We start from the raw sequence: 19,293 nt of genomic DNA on the forward strand, positions 1-19,293 counted from the left end.
GCGCCTAAAGCGTCGGCGGTCCGGGGCGTCTCAGTCGTTGGCGGTCCGGGGCGCCGTCGCTCAGCGTGTCGGGGTGTCGGGGTGCGCGAGAACGACCGGCGCGCTCCGGACCGACGCTCAGTCCGAGATGAACTCGTTGTCGCGCCAGTTGACGCCGCCGTCGCCGTCGCCGGCGCCCTGCGGGCTCTCGACGACCTCGATGCTCGCGGGACGCGGCTCACCCTCGACGATCCGCGTCGCTTCGAGCTCGTCGTTCTCCTCGGTGATCGCGGTCAGCGTCCCCTTCTCCGAGAGCTGCGCCAGCTCGCGGAGCACGAGGAACATCGGGTACTGGAGCGCGGAGTTCTGGAGGACGGTCTCGCGGTCGCCCTTGAAGCAGGCGAACTCGACGAGCTCGGAGGGGATCTCCTCCTCCTCGTCGTCCATCCACTGCGGGCCGCCGGCGCGGGGCGGCTCCTCCTCCCAGACGCGCGTCTCCGTGACGGACGCCTTCAGCTGGGCGGTCGGCGTGTACTTGCTGATCGAGTCGTCGTCGGACAGGGCCTTGATGATGAGAGTGTTGTTTCGACGCGTGATGTCGATGTCGTCGATCTCCGGCGGGAGGTCGGGGTCTTCTTCGAAGTACGTCTCCACGTCTTCGAGGGGCAGTTCGAGCGTCGAATGAAGTCTGAACACGCGGCCTGTCATTGTTGGTTGGGTGAGATGGATCGAGACGGTCGGCACGGCGGCAGCGGCAACGGCTGCACCTGGTTCAGTTAGGCACCGTAGGTTTATATGGCCTGCCCTTCGACCCCCAAGATCGGGCGTCGATACGCCCGGTGCGGGCGCCCGGATCGACTCGGCGCCGGGCTCCACTCGATGCCGCGGTCTACTCGGCGCCGAGCTCGGCCGCCAGCTCGCCGCGCTCCTCCAGCTCCGCGAGCACGTCGCTCCCGCCGACGAACTCCCCGTCGACGAACGTCTGCGGGATGGTTTCCCAGCCGCTCTCGGCCTCCAGCGCCTCGCGGTAGTGGTCCAGCGCGGGCAGCACGTCGACGGTCTCGAACTCCTCGACGTGCTGACCGATCAGCTCGACGGCGCGCTGCGAGTAGCCGCACTGGGGCATCAGGCGGTTCCCCTTCATGAACAGGACCACGTCGTTCTCGGCGATGGTCTCTTGGACGCGCGCTTCGATTTCGTCGGGGTCGGCCTCGGATTCGGGCTGGAACGTCATGGCCGTCGGTACGCGCCCCCGCGGCAAATGGGTTCCGCACGGGACGACCGCGAACGAGGGAGCGTATGCGCGATCGATCGCCCGTAAACAGCTATCAGTACAATCGTTATTTTCGAATTTCTATGCGCTCGTCTATACGCGGTTGAGGCTTGATAATCGGTGAATACAGCCAAAGCCCCAGCCGGGAGGACGGCGCACGCTCGCTGCGCGCTTCGGTCGCTCACTCCGTTCGCTCCCTCCAGTGCTTGCGTCGCCTGCGCCGTCCTCCCGACTGCCCCTTTGAGTCCCGCCCCGCACCGCTCCACACAGCACCTCACGCCTCCCCAGCCTCGTCGCTCGGTCGGGGCTCCCGGCGGTCGCCCGCTCCCTCGCGACTCCCTCGCACGCGCTGACTCGCGGCCGCCGAGGGCGGCCGCTCGGAGGCGCGCACCGACCGCAGTCGGTGTTTGGGTGGCGGCCGACTACTCGTCGCGGTCGACGCGGACGACGTCCACGAGCGAGTACACGGGGACGCCGTCGATCTCGTCGTACCCCTTCTTGTCGACGAGCACGACGCAGGCGACGGGCTCGCCGCCCTGCTCGCGGATCGCGTTGATCGACTCCCGCATCGTCGTCCCCGAGGTGATGATGTCGTCGACGACGTAGCAGTCGCGGTCGCGGATCGCCGCGAAGTTCCGGGAGAAGCCGCCGCCCTGCTCGTCGATGTCGCCCTCCTCCCACTGGTGTTTGGCCGGGGCGTACGTCCCGAGGTCGGTGTCGAGCCGGTCCGCGACCGCGGTCGCGAGCGGCGCGCCGGCCTTCTCGATCCCGACGGTCAGGTCGACCGCCTCGCCCTGCTTCGCCAGGAGGTCGGCCATCGCGCTCGCGGCGTAGCCGAGCCGCGTCGAGTCGCGCCCCAGCGCCGACCAGTCGACGTGGATGTCGGCGGTCGACCCGGGGGCCGCGGTCTCGGCCGCGGCGTTGCTCCCTCCGCCGCGCTCGACGAGCCAGCTCGCGGTCTCCCGGGAGACGTTCAGTTCGTCGGCGATCTCGCCCTTCGAGAGACCGTGCTCCGCGAGCTCGGCCGCGCTGTCTATCAGGTCGTCAACGTTCTTCATATGCGCCGAATTCGACCGCCGTTTTAATAGTCGTGTCGTCATCCGCGAACGCGGCCTCGACCTCGTCGAGCCCGTAGACGCCGGTGACGAGATCGCCGAGGAACCCCTCGTCGAACCGGGACAGCGAGTCGGCGGCGGCCTCGAAGTGCTCGTAGCCGGAGTTGACGCTGCCGACGAGCGCCTTGTTGTGCAGGACGAACTCGCGGTGGAGCCGTCCGCCGTCGACCTCGAACTCCCAGTCGCCCGGGACGCCGAGCAGCGCGCCCACCCCGTTCGGGGCGAGCGCCTCGATGGTCTCGAAGGCGTGCGGCGCGTGGCCGGTCGCCTCGAAGACGAAGTCCATCGATTCGTGCGCCTCCGGGACGGACGGCACGGGCGTCTCGTTGGAGTTGACGTACGTCGCGCCGAGCGACTCGATGACGTCGATCGTCGGGTCCGGTCGCTCGCGGCGACCGAGGCAGTAGATCCGATCGAAGTCGGCGTCGAGCGTCGCGACCGTGAGCAGCCCGAGCGAGCCGTTACCGAGCACCAGCGCCGACTCCGGCTCCCAGTGGAACGCCGACCGGCTGGCGTACGCGTGCTCGATCGCCTTCTCCGCGATGGAGATCGGTTCGACGAGGAACCCCCACTCGGCGAGCGCGGGCGGGATCTCGACGAGGAACTCCGCCGGGCTGGTGAAGTACTCGGCCATGAAGCCGTGCGCGCCGACGATGCCGCGCTCGTGGTACTCGCCGTCCGGCGCCATGTCGGGCTCGCCGCGCGCGAAGTACTCGTTCGCGCCGTTCGGCGGACGTCGCACCGTCGGGACGACCACGTCGCCGACCTCGAACGGCGTGTCGTTCGGGTCCTCGACGACGCCCACGGCCTCGTGACCCAACACGAGGTGGTCCTCGCCCTCGGGCGCGCCCCCGTGAGTGCCGGCGATGACCTCGTGGTCCGTCCCGTCCACGCCGACCCGGAGGGTCCGGACGAGCGCCTCCCCGGGCGCGGGCTCCGGTCGCGGCTTCTCCGTCACGACCGGTTTCTCGGCCCCTTCGTACACGGCTATCGCGTTCATACGCGAACCGACGTGGTCAGCCACCAAAAGATTTCTTTTATTGTGAGTAAAGAATACGCCCCTTTCGACCGCGGGTTTTTCCTCCCCCTCGCTCGGAGGGTTACTCGTGTGTACCCTCGCCCTCGCGTGGCGCGCGTTCGGCGACGCCCCCGTCGCGCTCGCCGCCAACCGCGACGAGGCGCTCGACCGGCCCGCGGAGCCGCCGGCGCTGCGCGACCCCGCCGACGGCGACGGCGTCCGATACGTCGCTCCGCGCGACGCCGAGGCCGGCGGGACGTGGATCGGCCTCTCGGCCGCCGGGGTCGCCGTCGCGGTCACCAACCGCTGGCTCGACGCGGACCGCGAGGGGGACCGCTCCAGGGGGCTCCTCGTCCGGGACTGCCTCGAAGCGGGTTCCGCCGAGGCCGCCGCGCGCGCCGTTGAGCGCGATCTCGAAACCCGGGCGTACGACGGGTTCAACCTCGTGCTCGCGGACGACACCGCCGCCTTCGTGCTCTCGTACGACGGCGGCCTCGCGGTCACCCGGCTCGACCCCGGGGTCCACGTCGTCGGCAACGTCGGCGGCGTGGTGAACGGCGTCGAGCGGTTCGCGGTCCCGGAGCGCCGCCGGGAGTTCGGTGCGGAGCGCGCCGACAGCGCGCGTCGGGTCGCGGCCGCGTTGGTCCCCGAACCGGGCGAATCCGGCGCGTCGTGGGTCGACCGCGCGAGCGACGTCCTCGCGGACCACGAGTACGGCGCCTGCCTCCACGGCGACGGGTTCGGGACGCGGTCGTTCACTCGGATCCGGACGAGCGCCGACCCGACGGGGACTCCCGAGTTCGCCTATGCCGACGGGCCGCCCTGCGAGACGCCGACGGCGCCCGTGTCGGTCCCGAGCGACTTCGGCGCGGCCGACGGCGGGACGTGACGCGGTCCGCGGCCCCCGTGACGGGTGTCCCCCGTCGCCGCTCCTCCGGCCGCGACGGGACGGAAAGCCAGTTTTAAGCGAGTCGCGGGCGGGTGTTCGACCATGAGCGTGTCCGAACTCGAGGCCGAGCTGTCGGAGGACGAGCGGGCCGGCCTCGAACTCATCCGCGAGACGGGTGGCATCCACCAGAGCGACTTCTGGAAGGAACTCGACGTCTCCTCGCGCAAGGGGAGCCGCATCGCGGAGGCGCTAGAGGAGTCGGGACTCATCCAGCGGTCCGACACCGTCTACGACGGGCACAACACGTACTACTTGGAGCCCGCGCCCCGCGACCTCGACTTCTCGCTGCTGATGGCCGGCGACATGCTGTCGCCGTTCATCGGCGAGGAGGAGGTGGACCCGCAGGCGGACGCCTTCTCGCAGTGGATGATGAACCTCGCGTACGAGGAGTACTGAGCGGCCGCCACTCGCAGTTTTATCAGGGACCCCGCCGAACATCCGGTCGTGAACCGTGCCCTCCCGCTCTCGGTCGGCGTCGGCCTCGCCGTCGGCGCCGGCCTCCATCGGCTCGTTCCCCGCGTCCCGATCGCGCTGGCCACGGCAGCCGTCTACGCCGGAGCGGCGTACTTCTCCCTCGCGTTCGACGTCTCGCTGTTCGCGGAAGCCCCCGGGTTCGACGACCGCACCGACCGGATCGGCTACGGCGTCGGGCTCTTCGGGCTGAGCGTCGGCCCGCTGCTGTTCGCTCAGTACGCCGGGAGCGACGACGCCGCGGTCGTCGGATTCGTGGTCGTCTTCTTCGGAGCGGTCGCCTTCCTCACGCTCAGCGAGCGAGCCCGGCGAGTCGGCGACGAGGCCGACTGAGACCGGACCGCTCTCGGAACCGACCGGACCGCCCCCGCGACCGACCGGACCGACGGGATGACCCGGCTAGGCCAGCAGGAAGGCGAACAGCGCGACGCCGGCCGCGAGCGTCAGGAAGAGGACGCTCCGGCCGATTCCGGTCCGGATCTCGACGTCGACGCCGAGCCCCGCGACGGCCGCCCGCGGGTGCATCGCGGTCCGCTTGACCGCGGCGACGAGCCGCATCACGGCGCGGTCGACGGCGGCCCACAGCTCCGTGACGCCCCACACCGACGCCCGGCCGAGGTAGAACGCGGCCGGGTACGTGACCGCGTCGACGTCGTGCATCCGGTGGGCGAGCCAGCCGAGCGGCCGCTTCAGCGCGAAGAAGCCGACGAAGCCGGCGACGAGCAGCGCCGCGCTCTCCGTCAGGTGGCTCGTGCTGTACGGTTTGAAATAGACGTCCTCGCTGAGGATGAGCTCCGTGAACGGCATCAGCTCGATCAGCTGGGTGTAGAACACCCCGAAGAAGATACAGGCGCCGCCCGCGAGCGCCATGCCGGCGGTCTGGAACGGCGTGGCGTCGTCCGGCGACAGCGTCGCCGAGCCGTGGAAGAACACGTAGTAGCCGAGCTTGATGAACGACATGAACGTCCCCACGCCGCCGAGGATCAGCAGCCACCAGAGGAGCCCGCTGTCCAGCAGGAGCACGTAGTTGTGGACCTCGTGCGCCGAGTCGATCACCATCCCCTTCGAGATGAATCCGTTGAACCCCGGGACCGCCGTAATCGAGGCCGCGCCGACGACGTACAGCAGGAAGGCGACCGGCATCTCCCGCCAGAGCCCGCCCATGTCGCGGATGTCCTCGACGCCGGTGCGGTAGATCACGACGCCGACGGCCATGAACAGGAGGCTCTTGTACAGCACGTTGTTGAACAGGTGGGCGAACCCGCCGGTGACGGCGAACTCGCCCACGTACGTCGCGAGCCCGAACCCGGCCAGCATGTAGCCGAGCTGCGCCTGGATGTGATACGAGAGGAGCCGGCGCGGGTCGTACTGCAGCAGCGCGAAGAACGCGCCGTAGACGGCCATGAACCCGCCGAGGTACGCCAGCCACATGCCGCCCTCGGGGAACGTCCGGTACATCACGTACGCCGCCGTCTTCGTCGTGAACACGGAGAGGAACACCGACGCCGCGACGTGCGGGCGCGGGTAGGTGTCCGGCAGCCACGTGTGCAGGAATATGAACCCGCAGTTGACGCCGACGCCGATCGCCGCGAGCACGGTCGCGCTGGCGTGGATCCCGGTCGTCGACGAGAACAGGAAGATCTCGGCGGCCGGCACGCTGCCGAGCATCGACGCGCCGTGGACGACGACGGCGCCGAGGAAGAACGTCCCCCCGATCCCGTGGAACAGCGCGTAGCGGTAGCCGGCCCGCACCGCCGCGCCGCCGTACTGCCACACCAGCAGGGTGCTGGTGACGGCCATCAGCTCCCAGAAGAAGATCAGGGTGAGCCAGTCGCCGGCGTAGATCGTCCCGAGCGTCGAGGAGACGTACACCAGCGCGAACGCGGTCACCCATTTGGGCGCCTCGGTGCCGTACGCGTACAGCACCGCCGCCGTCGCGAGGAAGCCGACGACGACCCCCATCAACAGCGAGAACTGGTCGACGTTGAACAACACCACGTCGAAGCCGAACAGCTGGGTGGCGAGGTGGGTTCCCATGCCGCCGTCACCGAGCAGCACCGCCTGCACGAACGCGAACCCCGTCGCCAGCGCGGCCGCCGCGTGGCCGGCCCGGCGCGGGAGCCCGAGCACGAGGAACGCCGCCGCCGCGAGCACGACGTACGGCGGCAGCGAGGTGAGAATCGCGTTCACGGGCGCATCGCCTCCTCTGGGAGCCGCGTGTCGACGATGAGCTCGATCAGCTCCAGGAAGCCCATCTCGTAGGGGATCACGCCGAGCAGCACCGCGAGGCTCATCGCGGTGAGGATCGGTCCGAGCGTGAACCACGACGACTCGCGCCCGCGGAGAGCGTCGAGGCCGTCGATATGTCGCCAGCCGCCCGCGGGCGGGCCGCCGGCGTGGCCGTGGTCGTCGTGTGCGCCGTGGTCGGTGTGATCGTCGTCGTGGCCGTCACCGGCCGTGTCGTCGGTGTCGCCGTCGTCCGGCTCGCCGTCGCCTAAGGTCGAGTCGTCGCTCCGTCCGACGCCGAACGGCACGTCGGCGTCGGAGGGGCGCGCGTCGACCGCGTAATCCCCGGTGTCGACGCGCTCGGCCGGCTCGGAGAAGTCGCGCTCGCTCGTGTCGAAGTCCGGCCGGACGACACCCTCCTCGTCGGTCGGCAGGTCGTCGAGCTCAGCGTCGGGGATGTCGGAATCGTCGGGGAGTTCGATGTCGTCGCCGGCGGACGCGTCCTCGACCGCCGCGCCGTCCTCGGCGCTCTCGACGACCTCGTCGACCTCGGAGTCGTCGTTTTCGGAGTCGTCGCTCTCGTCCTCAGGCCGGCCGCCATCGGTCGCCGCCAGCGTCGACCGCGACTCCCCGCCCAGCCGGAAGTCGACGAGCGGCTTCGCGTCGTGGTCGTCCTCCGCCTCGAAGAAGGCGGTGTAGATCACCGGCCAGAAGTACGCGATGTTGAGGACGCCGGAGAGCAGCAGCGCGCCGGCGAGGTAGTAGGCGACCGGGGTCAGCCGGGCGCCCATCCGGATCCCGCCGATCAGCATGTAGTACTTACTGACGAAGCCGGCCAGGAGGGGGATCCCGGCCATCCCGAGCGAGGCGACGGTAAAGGCCCCCATCGTCAGGGGCATCCGCTTGCCGATCCCCGCCATCTCGGAGATGTAGTCGGTGTGCGTCGAGACGTGGAGGTTGCCGGCACAGAAGAACAGGGTGAGCTTCATGAACGCGTGCGCCGGGATGTGCAGCAGCGCGCCGACGAGCCCGTACCAGCCGAACAGCCCGAGCCCGAGGACGATGTAGCTCAGCTGGCTCACCGTCGAGTAGGCGAGCCGCTGTTTCAGGTGGTCCTTCCGCATGGCGATGATCGAGGCCGCCGTCAGCGTGATCGCGCCGATCGTCGAGAGGACGAGCCCGGCCGAGAAGCCGAACGGGAGCGAGAGCTCGAAGACGAGCTCCGGGCCGAACACGTCGAGGACGACGCGCGAGACGCCGAACGCGCCGGACTTGACGACCGCGACCGCGTGGAGCAGCCCGGAGACGGGCGTCGGCGCGACCATCGCCTCGGGGAGCCACTGGTGGAGCGGCATGATCCCGGCCTTCACGCCGAACCCGATCGCGAGCAGGAAGAAGGCGAGCATCGCGAGGCCGGGGTCGGCGTTCGCCAGCTCCTGAATCCCGCCGGCCGTGAACGAGACGTTGCCGGCGATCAGGTAGACGAGCGCGGTGCCGGCGAGCACGAGCACGCCGCCGCCGAACATCGTGTACGCGAGGTACTTCCGGCCGGCCGAGCGCGCCTCGGGCGTCTCGTCGTGGGCGACGAGCGGATACGTCGCGATCGAGAGGATCTCGTAGAAGACGAAGATCGTCACGAGGTTGCCCGCGAACGCGATCCCCATCGTCGCCGACAGCGACACCGCGAACGCGGCGAAGTACCGAGTCTGGTTCGTCTCGTCGTTCCCGCGCATATAGCCGATGCTGTAGAAGGAGGTGACGATCCAGAGCCCGCTGGCGAGGAACGCGAACAGCATGCCGAGCGCGTCGGCGCGCAGCGCGAACTCGATCCCGGGGAGGAACGCCCCGAGCGACCACTCGAAGACGGCGCCGTCGAGGACGGCGGGGAGCATCGAGGCGACGATCCCGAACTTCGCGACCGAGGCGGCGATCGTCCACCCCTCGCGGACGTTCGGCGAGCGGTGCGACGCGACGATGAAGAACGCCGCGACGAACGAGACGAGGACGGCCAGTAGGGGTCGTGGGTCAGAGACGAGAGCGTCAGTCATGCGAACACCTCCGTGAGGAACGGACCGAACCACTCGGCGAGCGCGAAGCCGGCGAAGCCGAGCGAGACCGTGACGAGCGTCGTGACGAGGAGCACCGCCAGCGACGCCGGCGGCACGCGGTCGGGGACCAGCGAGGGCCGGGGCGCGCCAGCGACGGGCGCGACGGGGGTCCCGCCGGCCGGCGTCTCGCCGTCACCCGATTCGTCCCCGCCGTCGGCGACCGCGCCGGTCGGGTCCTCGCTCGGGCCGCTCGCGGGGTCGCCGCCGTGGTCGGCCGCCGCCTCGTCGGCGCGGCCGCCGGGGAGCCCGACGCCGGCGAAGTAGAACCGCTCGATCAGCCGCGCGACGTAGGAGAGCGTGAACAGGGTGCTGACGAAGATCACGGCGGCGATCCCAATCCCGGCCGGCCCGGCGCCGGCCATGCTCGACTCGACCGCGCCGACGCCGATGTACCACTTCCCGAGGAAGCCGACCGACGGCGGGATCCCGACGAGGCCGAGGCCGAGCAGGGCGATCGCCCCGGCCGTGAACGGCGCCTCGCGCGCGGCGCTCGCGGCGTCCTCGATCCGCCGGACGCCGTAGCCGAGCGCGAGGGTGCCGATCCCGAGGAACAGCCCGAACTTCAGCAGCCCGTGGCCGATCAGGTGGACGATCCCGCCGAGCAGCGCGGTCTCGTTCGCCAACGCGATCGCGGCCCCGATCATCCCGAACTGCGCGACCGAGGAGTAGGCGAACATGCGCTTGAGGTCCGACTGCATCGCGGCGAGCACCGAGCCCGCGAGGATCGACGCCCCGGAGACGACGAGCATCGCCGTCGTGATCGCGTCGTTCGCGGCGAGGAAGTCGACGGTGAAGACGGTGTACGTCACCCGGATCAGCGCGTACGCGCTCGTCGTCGAGACGAGCGCCGCCACGACCGCCGTGACGGCGTCCGGCGCGCGCTGGTAGGCGTCCGGCTGCCACGTGTGGACCGGGAACAGGGCGATCTTCAGCGCGAGCCCGGCGACGATCAGCGCGTAGCTCGCCTGGATCAGCGGGTCGCCGTAGCCGGCCTGCGCGACGATCTGCTCGCGCATGTCGACCATGTTCAGCGTCCCGGTCGCGAGGAACGCGTAGCCGACGCCGACGAGGTACAACGAGGCGCCCACCGTCCCGACGACGAGGTACTTCAGCGAGGCGTACGCGCTCGCCCCGGAGCGGTCGGCGGCGATGAGCGCGTACGTCGTGATCCCGACGATCTCCAGGAAGACGAACATGTTGAACAGGTCGCCCGTGAGCGCCATCCCCGAGAGCCCGCCGACGAGGAGGAGGTAGGCGCTGTAGAAGGGATTCCCGCGCGGGCCCGCCACCCGCGAGAAGGCGAGCGTCGCGAGCGAGACGACCGCGATCAGCGCGAGCACCGCGGCCGACAGCGGGTCGGCCACGAGCTCGATCCCGATCGGGGGTCGGTAGGTGCCGAGCGCGTGACTGAGCCGGCCCCCGACCGCGACCTCGGCGGCGATCGCGGCCGCGATCCCGACCACCGCGGTCGTCGCGACCGCCGCGATCGGCCAGCCGACGTCGTCGTACCGCAGTCCGAGCGCGATCGGCAGCGTGGCCGCCACGATCGGGACGGCGATCGCCAGCGGGAGGAGGACGTCAGTCATCGCTCACACCCCCGTCGGTCGCGGTCTCGTCGCCGCCGACGGTCGCCTCGACGTCCGCCGGGTCGACGCCGGACGCGTCCCCGTCGCCCTCGGCGGTCGGGCCGGACGGGAGCGACCCCTCGTCGCGCATCAGCTCGCGGAGGACGTCCGTCCGCAGCGTCCCGTACTCGTCGTAGATGCGGATACAGAGCGCGAGCCCCACGGCCGTGAGGCTCACGCCGACGACGATGGCGGTGAGCACGATCACGTGCGGGAGCGGGCTGACGAACGTTCCGCCCTCGGGCCCCCCGGAGGGTACGATCGGTATCGCGCCCCCATCGACGTACGCGGAGGCGATGAACAGCAGGAAGATCGCCGTCTGGAACAGGTTGAGCCCGATGATCTTCTTCACGAGGTTGGGGTTCGCTATCATCATGTAGAGGCCGACGCAGAGGAGCGCCGCGAACGCGACGTAGGCGTGTCTCGTCGCGAGGACCTCGAACGCCCCCGCGGACGCGAGCGCGACGGCGGGATCCGCGACCGGGACGGCGGACGCGGCGCCCGTCATCGCTCACCCCCGTCGGCGGCCGCGGTGCGGTCCGACTCCCGACCGCCGGGTTCGCCAGCGGGCTCGTCGGCGTCGTCCTCGGCGGAACCGGTATCGCCGAACCCGCTCCCGTCCGAGTCGAACCCGTTCGCGAGCAGGAAGAACAGCCCCATGAGCACGCCGCTCACGATGGCCGCGATGCCGAAGACCTCGACGCTCTCTAACCCGTACTTCACCGGGATCGGCAGCAGGTCGTACTGGAGGAACGCGCCGCCGCGCGCCACCGGGATCAGCCCGATACCGGCGAACGCCAGCGCGCCGCCGACCGCGAGCGCGACGACGACGGTGTTCGCGAGCCAGTCGCGGGTCGCCTCGATCCCGAACGCGAACGCGATCATGAAGACGACGGCGGCCACGATCGCGCCGCCCTGGAACCCGCCGCCGGGCGACCCGGCGCCGTGGAAGGTGATGAACAGGCCGTAGGTGAACGCGAACGGCGCCACGATCTTCACCGTCGGCATGATCACCTGGCTCTCCGTGTACGGGGTCCCCTGCCGCTCTTCGGAGTCGAGGCGCCCGGACCGGGGGACCGCCCGGTGCGGCGGGACGTCCGACTCGCCCTCGTCGCTTCCCCCTCCGGACGACTCCGCGTCGGTCGCGTCGGCCGCGCCGCCGACCGCGTCGCCGCCGGCGGTCTCGTCCTCGGGGCGAACGTCGCTCATGCGAACACCTCTCGATGGAGGACGATGAGGGCCGCGATCCCGCCGGCGAAGACGACGACCGCCTCGCCGAAGGTGTCGAATCCGCGGAACGCCGCCAGCACCGCCATCACCGTGTTCTCGACGCCGGTCTGTGCGTACGACTCGCTGAGGTACCACTGGCTCACCTCCGGGTTCGACCACACCGGCGCGTCGGGCGAGCCGACCGCCGGGATGTCGCCCATCGTGAGCAGGAGCCCCCCGAATAGGATTCCCACGGCGCCGACGGCCGGGAGGTTCACCGACTCGAAGGCCACGTCGTGGTCGATCCGCGTCGTCTTCGCGAGGGTCAACAGGAGGAGGACGGTGGTCACCCCGGCGGAGATCGCCGCCTCCGTCAGCGCGACGTCCGGCGCGCGGTAGAACGTGTACAGCGCGGCCATGCCGAGGCTGTACGCGCCGAAGACGATGACGGCCGCGAGCACGTCGCGCGCCAGCGCCGTCGCCAGCGCGGTCAACACGACGAACGCGAGCAGGCTCGCCTCGATGGCCGTGACCTGAGCGACGACGGGGGCCTGGGCGGGCGTCGACGGTGCGAGGGCGATCGCTCCCGTCATCGCCGGTCGTCCCCCTCGGTCCACGGGACGATCCCCTCCTCGAAGGCGGCCCGGGCGATCGCGTGGGCCGCAGTCGGGTTCGTCACGAAGATGAAGAACAGCAGCAGCATCGACTTGAAGCCGGCGCCCTCCCAGCCGACGGCGAGCGCGACGGCGGCGAGCCCGAAGCCCGCCCCGAGCGTGTCGGCCTGCGAGGCGGTGTGGGCCCGGGAGTAGACGTCCGGGAGCCGGAGCACGCCCGTCATGGAGACGAACGTGAAGAACAGCCCGAGCAGGGTGAACGCGACGACCAGCGCGACGCGGACCGTCCCGAGCGCCCCGAGCGTCTCGGTCACAGCACACCACCCCGCTCGACCGTGAACTTCGAGATGGCGATCGCCATCAGGAAGTTCAGCAGCGCGTACACTAAGGCGATGTCGAGGAACGTCGGCTCCGACAGCGCCGCGGCCAGGATCGCGAGGATGACGACGGTGTTCGTCCCGAGGACGTTCACCGCGAGCACCCGATCCTGCATCGTCGGCCCCTTCACCGCCCGGTATAACATTCCGATCGCGAGCACCGCGAACCCGGCGGCCGCGAAGAGGAGGAAGTCGCCGACAGTGTAGCCGGCGGCGACCGCGACGTCGACGAGCGTCACGCGTCGGTCACCCCCTCGTCCTCGGCGGCGGGGCCGTCGTCCTCGACCGGCGGTCCGTCGTCGCCGTCGCCCGCCTCGATCCCGTCCGCGTCGGTCGCGCCGCCGTCAGCGGCGGCGATCGGGAGCTCCTCGGTCGCGTCGGGGCCCTGCAGGATCGCGTGGTCGTCGCGCTCGCGGGGCGTGGGAAGGCGGGCCGCCGAGCGCCCGTAGTAGACGAAGCGCGTCCACCGCTCCAGTGAGCCGTCGAACAGCCCCTCGCGGGCCCACGGGAGCAGCGAGTGGACGTAGAGGTCGCTGTCGCGGGCGCGGACCGTCAGGGTCCCCGGCGTCAGCGTGATCGAGTTCGCGAGCGTCATCAGCGGGAGCCCGCTCCCGACGATCACCCGGACGCGGTTCAGCGTCGGGTCGATCGGGAGCCTGGGGTCGAGTATCACGCGGGCGACCACCAGGTTCGCCACGACGATCTCGTACAGCAGGACGGGGACGTAGACCGCGCCGCGGACCAGCCGCAGCGGCGTCCGCGGGACCGCCGGGTCGGCGTCGAAGCTGACCCGCGAGAGGGTGATCGAGACGATCGCGGCGGTCGCGACGCCCGTCACCCAGTCGAACCAGTAGAGGGGGTCGCCGAGCACGAAGTAGAAGGCGAGCGAGAGGCCGAACATCGCCGCGAACCGCACGCCGGTCGCCTCGCTCCGGAGCCGCTCCGGTCGGGTCGGGCGCCCTACGGGGGCCGTCCGGACGTCCAGCGAGGTGTTCGACAGCGCGAACTCAAGCGGCTGGAGCAGCGTCGTGTTGCCGACCGGCGTGTACTCGGGGTCGAGCACCACCGCGTCGGCGCCGTGCTCCTCGGCGTACCCCGCGAGCACCTCGACGTAGTCGTCCGGGCCGAACAGGTACCCCTCCGCGCCGATCAGCGCCGAGGCGACCGTCACGCCGTCGCCCGCGTCGCCGTCGGCGTCGTCGAGGTCCGCCTCCGCCCACGCGACCACCCGCTCGAGGACGCGCCGGGCCTCGGCGCTGTGGTCGTCCGACCCCGGGTCGCCGTCGCGCCACGAGGCGATCTCCACGAAGTGGATCGCGGAGAACTCGCCGTCGACGGCCGCCTCGACGACGTGGGAGACCGTCGCGCGGAGGGTCGGCGACGGCTCGACGGGGACGACGACCGTCGACGCCGGCTCCGCGTCGGCGTCGTCCGCGACGGGCCCGTCGGCGTCGGCGGCGTCAGTCACCCACCACACCTCCGGCGGGTCCGAGGGCCACCGTCTCTGTGCACATAGGTATCTCTATCGGGATCCTTTCCCTACCGCCTCAAAACAGTTTGTATCCCAGCCGATGTCGAACGAATCGACCGCGTCGCCGTCGTCCCTCTCGCGGCCGGAGGGGGTCGTTACCCCGCCGCGTCCCGCCCGAGCGCGGCCGCGAGCCGGTCGGCGATCCGCCCCGCGACCCGGTCCTTCGAGCCCGCCGCCTCCTCCGGCTCCGTGCCCTCGTCGCCGACGAGGAGGACGCGCGTCTCGTCGTCGCCCATCACGCTCGCGTCGTTGGCCACGACGAACGCGAGGTCGACGCGGTCGCGGATCCGCTCGGCCTCCGCGACCATCGCGGCGTCGTCGCCCGACGTCTCGGCCTTGAACCCGACGATCGGCAGGTCGGGGTACGCCTCCCGGACCGAGTCGATGAGCTTCGGCGTGGGGCGGAGGTCCACCGAGAGCGGCGAGCCCGACCGGATCTTCTGGTTGACGGCGTCGGCGGTGAAGTCGGAGATGGCCGCCGCCGACACCAGCGCGTCGGCGGTGGCCGCGGTCCGCCGGCAGGCCGCCATCATCTCGTCCGCGGTCTCGACGGCGACGACGTCGGCGTAGGGCACGTCCGGGCCGTCCTGGACGAGCGTCACCTTCGCGCCGCGGACGTAGAGCGCTCGGGCGACCGCCCGACCCGTCTTCCCCGACGCCCGGTTCGTTAAGATCCGGATCGGGTCGATGCGCTCCTTCGTCGCGCCCGCCGTGACGACGACGTGCGCGCCCGAGAGCGACTGCGGGGTCGTCGCGCGGGCGACCTCGGTGACGATCTCCGACTCCGCGGCGACCTTCGCCTTCCCCTCCTCGATCCGGGGGTCCGCGAACGTCACGCCCCACGCCTCCAGCCGGTCGAGCGCCTCCAACACGCCCGGGTGGTCGTACATCGGCTCGTGCATCGCGGGCGCCATCACCACGGGCATCCCGGCGCCGAGCGCGGTCGTCGCGCAGGTCGTCACGGGCGTGTCGTCGATCGCCCCGGCGACCTTCCCGGCGGTGTTCGCGGTCGCCGGCGCCAAGAGGAGCACGTCGGCCCACCCCTCGCGGCCGCAGAGCTCGACGTGCTCCACGTCCCCGGTGATCTCGGTGACGACGGGCTCGTCGGTCGCGAAGTCGACCGCCCACGGGTGGATTATGTCGGTCGCCGCCGGAGACATGACGGCGCGCACGCTCGCGCCCTGTCGGCGGAGCTCGTGGGCGAGTTCGACGACCTTCACCGCCGCGATGCTCCCCGAGACGCCGAGCGCGACGTTGACCCCCTGTAGCATTACCGAGACCGTTCTGCCCCTGGCGGCTTATAAGATACCGTTGCGGAACGGGGTTGACATCGACCGCTCGCTGCACCCGGTCGGCGCTACTAAAAACGAATGACCGTTGTGGCGTGCGCCTGCGAGCGCCCATCGGGCGCGAGCAGACCGCACGAGGGAGTCGGTGGTCCGGAGCACCGCGGAGGACCACCGACGAGGCTGGGGAGGCGTGAGGTGCGGTGCTGGCGGGTGGGACTCAAAGGGGCAGCCGCAAGGAGGGCGCAGGCGACGTAAGCACTGCAGGGAGCGAGCAACGCGAGCGACCGAAGCGCGTGGTTCGAGAGAGCGAAGCTCTCTCGTCATCACGAAAGGCGCGGAGCGCCTTTCGAACGACAGCGAGCGTGCGCCCTCCTTGCGGCTGGGGCTTTGGAGGTGTTCACCGCCGATCTGTGATCAGCCATTTATATACAAGCGACTGAATTCTCTAAAGCGCTCTCAGCGCCACCAAAAGCGAAAATTGACGGATACCGGACTAAACCGATTCGCCTATTTAAATACCGAACGTCGCACGCAGCATGTCCCGCGTGCCGGGGCCGAGCCCCACGGCCAGCACGGTGATCAGCAGCATCAGCGTGTACCGCGGCGACTCCTCGAACATCTCGCCGTTGAACACCCAGACGACGAACGACGCGGCGACGAGCTTCACCAGCAGGAACGGCCACGCGTCGCCGGTGACGGCGACGATCGGGTCCGGGAGGAGCCGCCCGGTCCAGTTCACGATCAGCGCGTTGACGACGTGCTTCGGGACGAGGTTCGCGGTCCCGGTCAGCGCCGGCATCCAGTCGAGCCCGATCACGTTGGCGGCGCCGTCGATCGCGTGGCCCCAGACGATGACGATCCCGGCGACGCCGGTCCCTTGGCGGATCGTCGGCTCGTAGCGGGTCGCGAGCTTCCAGGTGACCGCGGTCGCGACGGTCGCGACGACCAACGTCAGCGCGAGCACCTGCGGGTAGAACTCGACGTAGTCGGTCGCGGCGGCGAGGTACGAGAGGTAGCCGACCGAGGCCGCGAGCGCGACTGCCCCCATCGCGAACAGCGGCCGGGCGTAGTCGTCGACGACCCCGCGGTTCGCCAGCCCGTACGCCGCGAGGACGCAGGCGAGCGTGAACCCGAACGCGGTGAAGTAGATGAACGGGCTGATCAGCAGCGCGCTCGCGGGGAACGGTATCAGCGGCTCCGTGCCGGCGCGGAGCGCGGCGACGCCCGAGTCCTCGACGGTGCGGAGCGCGCCCCCGAGCAGCATGAACGGGAACAGCGCGAAGAAGAACCGGAGCTCCTCGCCGATCTCCAGCCGGCGGAGCAGGAACACCACGCCGATCAGCATCGCGAGCAGGACGACCACGTAGCTCACGGTCGAGACGGTGGTGTACCCCGGGAACGCGACGACCTCGCCGGCGTCGACCGCGGCCTGACACGCCGACGAGCTCCCGAGCAGTTCGGTCCCGCTCGCGTCCCGAACGGCGCACTGCGCGCCCCGACCGTCGGCGACGACCGGCCCCCAGAAGTACCGCCAGACGAACCGGTCGTACACGGCCCGCGGGAAGACGGCCGACCCGACCGCGAGCAGCAGCGCGAACCCGCCGACGATCGCCGCCCACGCCCGTTCCGGTGACCGCTCGACCCGTCCGGCGACCGGTGTGCTCATGGTTCCCGTTCGGGGTGTTTCCGAGTTTAGCGTTCCGGTCCCCGCTCGTCGCGCGGCCCGGCGTCGTCGGGGCCGAGCGCCGCCGCGAACCCCGTCAGCGAGGGCCTCGTCCGCGGGGTCCGCTCAGATCGGCGGCCCGTCGTCGTCGAAGTCGGTTCCGAGGATGATCATCGTCTGCGAGCGCGAGAACCCGTCCATCTCCGCGATCTCCTCGAACATCAGCTCGCGGAGGCTGTCGGTGTCGGCGGCGACGACCCGGAGCATGACGTCCCACTCGCCGGTCGTCAGGTGGATCTCGCTGACGCCGTCGATCTCGCGGAGCCGCTCCAGCGCGTCCTCCTCGCGCCCCTGTTCGACGCGGAGTCCGACGAACGCGCTGACCCCGAAGCCGACCGCCTTGGGGTCGACCTCGGCGTGGTACCCCTCGATGACGCCGGCCTCCTCCATCCGCCCGACCCGGTCGTGGACGGTCGCGCTCGACATGTCGATCCGACGCGCGACCTCCGAGAAGGGAGTACGGGCGTCCTCCTGGAGGATCCTGAGTATTTCGCGGTCGGTCTCGTCGAGTTCCATGCCCTCGTTAGGTCGGGGACGGACTTTGCAGTTCCGACGTCCCGCGAACGCTACTCCTCGTTTTCCTAATATCTCGTCGACGAGGGGCCCACCCCCGCCGCCCGCCTCGTCTTCGCGGCCGCCCCGCGGCTACGGCTCGTCGGGCGTCTCGAGCGACCCCTCTCGGATCGCGGTCTCCGCCGCCGAGAGCGCCTCGTCCGCGTCGAACGCGTCGCCGATCCCCCGCAGTTCCTCGGGCGAGGCGTCGGCGAGGTCGCGCGCGTGATCTGCGACGTTCGGCACCGCGCGGATCAGGTTGTCGATGATCGGGACGTCCGCCGTCCGCGGCGACCGGCTCCCGGGATTGAGGTCGATCACGATCTCCGTCTTCCCCATCGCGTCGAGCGCCGCGGCGCGGTCGCCGTCCTCCAGCGGGACGACGACGACGTCGGCCGCCTCGATCCCGTCGGCGTCGACGACGCCGCGCGCGTGGTCGAGGCCGGGGATCTCGCCGTCGCCGGCGAGCCCCTTCACCTCGTCGGCGCCGTGCTCGCGGAGGTGGTCGGCGATGCGCCGGGCGCGCTCGTCGGTGTGGTTGAAGAGGTTCACCTCCAGGTCGGCGTCGACCGCCTCGGAGAGTTCGACCGTCTCCGCGGGCGCGAGCGCGGCGACGTTGCCGTTCACCGAGATCACCGGGCGATCGGCCGCGAGCAGCGTCGCCGCGGCGGCGCGCGCGGCGCGGTCCGCGCTCGGGAGCGTCCGCTCGCCGAGGAGGTAGTCGAACGCCTCGCCGCGCCCCTGTGCGATCAGCCCCTGCTTCGAGGTGATCCCCTTCTCGACGCCCGCCTCGATCCGGTGACGCGTCACGAGCGAGGCGTACCGCGGGTGGTCCTCCGGGACCTCCGTCTCCGTCATACCCGAGCGAGGCGGCGCGCCGAGTAAAGTGGACCGTTCGCGGCCGCCGCGTGCGGGCTCGGCGCCCGTTCGCACAAGCGTTAACATGGGACACTTCGTAGCTCGACGCGGGATGGACCGCACTGGCAAGTACACGATCGTCGACGCGTGTAACGACCACGGGGCGATCACGCTCCGTGAATACCCGCGCAACGGGACGCTGTACGTCGTCGAATACGACGATCCCGACGTGGAAGCCGAGCTGTCGGCGCTCGACGCCGGCTCGGTCGTCGAGCTCGACCTCTGGCGGGCGGGCCGCCGCGGCAACGCGTGGTGCGCGGAGTCCGCTCGGCCGGTCGACCCGGCGTGACGCGCCGCCGGTCCGCCCGTCCCGCCG

General features: G+C 70.7%; 21 protein-coding genes. 4 read left to right on the forward strand and 17 right to left on the reverse strand.

Features of this window, described 5'->3' with window-relative positions; genetic code table 11:
- Window positions 1-117 precede the first annotated feature (117 nt).
- From NO900_RS11830 to NO900_RS11845, 4 genes are all read right to left on the reverse strand, one after another.
- Window positions 118-687 (reverse strand): DUF7110 family protein, encoded by a 570-nt coding sequence (locus NO900_RS11830; protein ID WP_256409429.1) that lies wholly within the window; start codon window positions 685-687, stop codon window positions 118-120.
- A gap of 181 nt (window positions 688-868) precedes the next feature.
- Entirely contained in the window at window positions 869-1,213 is a 345-nt protein-coding gene (locus tag NO900_RS11835) for a glutaredoxin family protein (protein WP_256409430.1), read from the reverse strand.
- A gap of 461 nt (window positions 1,214-1,674) precedes the next feature.
- On the reverse strand, window positions 1,675-2,310 hold the full coding sequence (gfcR, locus tag NO900_RS11840; protein ID WP_256409431.1) for a transcriptional regulator GfcR: 636 nt from the start codon (window positions 2,308-2,310) through the stop codon (window positions 1,675-1,677).
- Window positions 2,297-3,367 carry a glucose 1-dehydrogenase gene (locus NO900_RS11845; RefSeq protein ID WP_256409432.1) on the reverse strand — a complete coding sequence of 357 codons (1,071 nt, stop codon included), beginning with the start codon at window positions 3,365-3,367 and terminating at the stop codon, window positions 2,297-2,299. The genes gfcR and NO900_RS11845 overlap by 14 nt, the downstream gene beginning before the upstream one ends.
- 106 nt (window positions 3,368-3,473) lie before the next feature.
- Here NO900_RS11845 and NO900_RS11850 point away from each other — a divergent pair, with 106 nt between their 5' ends.
- From NO900_RS11850 to NO900_RS11860, 3 genes are all read left to right on the forward strand, one after another.
- Entirely contained in the window at window positions 3,474-4,274 is an 801-nt protein-coding gene (locus tag NO900_RS11850) for an NRDE family protein (RefSeq protein WP_256409433.1), read from the forward strand.
- A 102-nt stretch (window positions 4,275-4,376) separates the two neighbouring features.
- Window positions 4,377-4,730 carry a helix-turn-helix transcriptional regulator gene (locus NO900_RS11855; protein WP_092562122.1) on the forward strand — a complete coding sequence of 118 codons (354 nt, stop codon included), beginning with the start codon at window positions 4,377-4,379 and terminating at the stop codon, window positions 4,728-4,730.
- 48 nt (window positions 4,731-4,778) lie between these two features.
- A complete protein-coding gene (locus NO900_RS11860; protein ID WP_256409434.1) occupies window positions 4,779-5,138 on the forward strand; it encodes a hypothetical protein in 360 nt (119 codons plus the stop codon).
- A gap of 66 nt (window positions 5,139-5,204) precedes the next feature.
- Here the strand turns inward: NO900_RS11860 and NO900_RS11865 are convergent, their stop codons facing one another.
- The 13 genes from NO900_RS11865 to NO900_RS11925 all read right to left on the reverse strand — a co-directional run bounded on the left by NO900_RS11865 (window position 5,205) and on the right by NO900_RS11925 (window position 18,917).
- On the reverse strand, window positions 5,205-6,995 hold the full coding sequence (locus NO900_RS11865) for a Na(+)/H(+) antiporter subunit D (protein ID WP_256409435.1): 1,791 nt from the start codon (window positions 6,993-6,995) through the stop codon (window positions 5,205-5,207).
- Complete coding sequence (locus NO900_RS11870; protein WP_256409436.1) at window positions 6,992-9,079, reverse strand: cation:proton antiporter; 2,088 nt, start codon at window positions 9,077-9,079, stop codon at window positions 6,992-6,994. The genes NO900_RS11865 and NO900_RS11870 overlap by 4 nt, the downstream gene beginning before the upstream one ends.
- On the reverse strand, window positions 9,076-10,725 hold the full coding sequence (locus tag NO900_RS11875) for a proton-conducting transporter transmembrane domain-containing protein (RefSeq protein WP_256409437.1): 1,650 nt from the start codon (window positions 10,723-10,725) through the stop codon (window positions 9,076-9,078). Before NO900_RS11875 ends, NO900_RS11870 begins: the two co-directional genes overlap by 4 nt.
- On the reverse strand, window positions 10,718-11,272 hold the full coding sequence (locus tag NO900_RS11880; RefSeq protein ID WP_256409438.1) for a cation:proton antiporter subunit C: 555 nt from the start codon (window positions 11,270-11,272) through the stop codon (window positions 10,718-10,720). The genes NO900_RS11875 and NO900_RS11880 overlap by 8 nt, the downstream gene beginning before the upstream one ends.
- The gene (locus NO900_RS11885; RefSeq protein WP_256409439.1) at window positions 11,269-11,973 is read right to left on the reverse strand and encodes an MnhB domain-containing protein; all 705 of its coding nucleotides are present in this window, start codon (window positions 11,971-11,973) and stop codon (window positions 11,269-11,271) included. Before NO900_RS11885 ends, NO900_RS11880 begins: the two co-directional genes overlap by 4 nt.
- Window positions 11,970-12,566, reverse strand: a complete 597-nt coding sequence (locus NO900_RS11890) for a DUF4040 domain-containing protein (RefSeq protein WP_256409440.1) — start codon at window positions 12,564-12,566, stop codon at window positions 11,970-11,972. Before NO900_RS11890 ends, NO900_RS11885 begins: the two co-directional genes overlap by 4 nt.
- Window positions 12,563-12,901 (reverse strand): monovalent cation/H(+) antiporter subunit G, encoded by a 339-nt coding sequence (gene mnhG, locus NO900_RS11895; protein ID WP_256409441.1) that lies wholly within the window; start codon window positions 12,899-12,901, stop codon window positions 12,563-12,565. Before mnhG ends, NO900_RS11890 begins: the two co-directional genes overlap by 4 nt.
- Complete coding sequence (locus NO900_RS11900; RefSeq protein WP_256409442.1) at window positions 12,898-13,203, reverse strand: cation:proton antiporter; 306 nt, start codon at window positions 13,201-13,203, stop codon at window positions 12,898-12,900. Before NO900_RS11900 ends, mnhG begins: the two co-directional genes overlap by 4 nt.
- Window positions 13,200-14,441, reverse strand: coding sequence for a monovalent cation/H+ antiporter subunit E (locus NO900_RS11905; protein WP_379791764.1), 1,242 nt, complete (start codon window positions 14,439-14,441; stop codon window positions 13,200-13,202). Before NO900_RS11905 ends, NO900_RS11900 begins: the two co-directional genes overlap by 4 nt.
- A 149-nt stretch (window positions 14,442-14,590) precedes the next feature.
- Window positions 14,591-15,766 (reverse strand): bifunctional phosphopantothenoylcysteine decarboxylase/phosphopantothenate--cysteine ligase CoaBC, encoded by a 1,176-nt coding sequence (gene coaBC, locus NO900_RS11910; RefSeq protein ID WP_256409444.1) that lies wholly within the window; start codon window positions 15,764-15,766, stop codon window positions 14,591-14,593.
- 529 nt (window positions 15,767-16,295) lie between these two features.
- Window positions 16,296-17,450: a DUF63 family protein gene (locus tag NO900_RS11915; protein WP_256409445.1), complete on the reverse strand. Its 1,155-nt coding sequence runs from the start codon at window positions 17,448-17,450 to the stop codon at window positions 16,296-16,298.
- Between the two features lie 123 nt (window positions 17,451-17,573).
- Complete coding sequence (locus tag NO900_RS11920; RefSeq protein WP_256409446.1) at window positions 17,574-18,023, reverse strand: Lrp/AsnC family transcriptional regulator; 450 nt, start codon at window positions 18,021-18,023, stop codon at window positions 17,574-17,576.
- 129 nt (window positions 18,024-18,152) lie between these two features.
- Window positions 18,153-18,917, reverse strand: coding sequence for a 4-phosphopantoate--beta-alanine ligase (locus NO900_RS11925; RefSeq protein WP_256409447.1), 765 nt, complete (start codon window positions 18,915-18,917; stop codon window positions 18,153-18,155).
- 112 nt (window positions 18,918-19,029) lie between these two features.
- Between NO900_RS11925 and NO900_RS11930 the strand changes: the two genes are divergently transcribed.
- A complete protein-coding gene (locus NO900_RS11930; RefSeq protein WP_256409448.1) occupies window positions 19,030-19,266 on the forward strand; it encodes a DUF7999 family protein in 237 nt (78 codons plus the stop codon).
- The last annotated feature ends 27 nt before the right edge of the window (window positions 19,267-19,293 follow it).

The organism is Halorubrum rutilum (assembly GCF_024494565.1).